Annotated in this window: 4 protein-coding genes; all 4 read right to left on the bottom strand. The window is 63.0% G+C overall.

Annotation, left to right across the window (positions count from 1 at the left end):
- Positions 1 to 510, bottom strand: a 510-nt coding sequence (locus tag ACE4YL_RS07080) for an AAA family ATPase (RefSeq protein ID WP_461369438.1), incomplete at its 3' end; no start/stop codon positions are given.
- On the bottom strand, positions 507 to 815 hold the full coding sequence (locus tag ACE4YL_RS07075; protein WP_461369437.1) for a hypothetical protein: 309 nt from the start codon (positions 813 to 815) through the stop codon (positions 507 to 509). The genes ACE4YL_RS07075 and ACE4YL_RS07080, both read right to left, overlap by 4 nt.
- A gap of 101 nt (positions 816 to 916) precedes the next feature.
- Positions 917 to 1,102, bottom strand: a complete 186-nt coding sequence (locus ACE4YL_RS07070; RefSeq protein WP_461369436.1) for a hypothetical protein — start codon at positions 1,100 to 1,102, stop codon at positions 917 to 919.
- A 60-nt stretch (positions 1,103 to 1,162) separates the two neighbouring features.
- On the bottom strand, positions 1,163 to 1,378 hold a 216-nt coding region (locus ACE4YL_RS07065; protein WP_461369435.1), incomplete at its 5' end, for a JAB domain-containing protein.

The following is a 1,378-nucleotide window of genomic DNA, read 5'->3' as shown; positions in this document are numbered from 1 at the left end:
TGCCTCGAAACGGGGCGCGGGCCAGCCCTGGATCATGCCGTCGATCCAGGCCTGAGAATCCAGGGACCAAGTGAGATGGCAGAAGCGATTTGCCAGCGGCGGGGACAGGTCCCAGCCCCCGGCGGCCTGCTCGGGCGGGTTCGCCGCGGCCACGACAGCCACGGCGGGCGGCAGCTCCAGATCGCCCACGACGCGATCGAGCACGACGCGGAGCAGCGCGGCCTGAACCGCCGGCGGCGCGGTGCTGATCTCGTCCAAGAACAGGATCCCCTTGCCCTCCCGGGCCAAGCGACGCGCCCAGGCAGGGGCTTCCATTTTTACCCCGTCCTCCCGTATCACGGGGAGGCCGGAGAAGTCCGCCGGCTCCCGGATGGAGGCCAGAACGACCTCCAGCGGGAGAGACAGGGAAGCGGCCAGCGCCGTAATCACGGCGGTTTTCCCTACTCCAGGCGGTCCCCAGGCCAGAATAGGAACCCCGGCCTGGAGAGCGATAGAAAGGGCGCTAATCATTTTCCGAGCACCTCCTGTGCCTGGAGCACGCGCCAGGCTTCTGCGCGGACGGCCCGGTGGACATCCCGGGCGTCCACGTCATACAGCGCGGCCACGTGCGCCATGCTGCGGCAGTGAGACATGAGCGTGTAAGGCCACGCACGGGATGGCCTGCGGATACCAGAGCAGCAGGGCCGTTCCTCACATTCCGACGGATACCAGCGCCCGCCGGAATCGAATTGCCCGTCTGGGTGTGCGGACCGGCCTTGGCGGCGGACGTACTCATATGCCGCGCGGAGAACGGTTTCGGGATATTCTTTTTTCATTTCATTACCTCCTTCCCCCTGGTCCGGCAGGGGGCACCGTGTTTTCGGAGCCAACCGCTCCCCACTACCCCGGCGCAGGTCCGGGGCAGGGCGGGAAAGGTTTAGCGTTTGACGTAGGCGTTCAGGCCCAGGATCACGTCCGATCCTTCGATCTGCTTGTTGCCGCTGGTGGTGGCCACGATAACGGTTTTACCGCTGGCCGACGGCCCCAGGCGCTTAGACAGGTCGATCTCCAGGTGCAGGGTCTGGCCTTTGACTTCGGCCTTTATGTTTCCGGCGCTAAACATTTGTTTCCCTCCTTCCGGGGGTGATGGGTGCCGGGATAGGCTCCCGGCGGGCCGTGTAATTTAAAGCAAGCCTTTCTCTTTAAAGCTGAAGTAACAACCGTCACCGATAATTAAGCTATCCAGGACGGTTATTCCTAGAATATGGCCGGCCTCCGAAAGTCTTTTGGTCACATCCCGATCCTCCTGACTGGGAGAAGGATCACCACTGGGGTGATTATGAACAAGTATAACCGAAGCCGCGCCCAAGATAACGGCGGGCTTAAACACTTCACGCGG

Source organism: Candidatus Darwinibacter acetoxidans, assembly GCF_041936445.1.
Taxonomy (GTDB): Bacteria; Bacillota; Limnochordia; order Darwinibacteriales; family Darwinibacteriaceae; genus DTU010.
This window is presented reverse-complemented; position numbering and strand designations above follow the sequence as displayed.

Bases quoted from the DNA above. Each gene is read 5' to 3' on its own strand.
- ACE4YL_RS07070 (WP_461369436.1), bottom strand. From the start codon at position 1,102: ATGTTTAGCGCCGGAAACATAAAGGCCGAAGTCAAAGGCCAGACCCTG.
- ACE4YL_RS07075 (WP_461369437.1), bottom strand. From the start codon at position 815: ATGAAAAAAGAATATCCCGAAACCGTTCTCCGCGCGGCATATGAGTAC.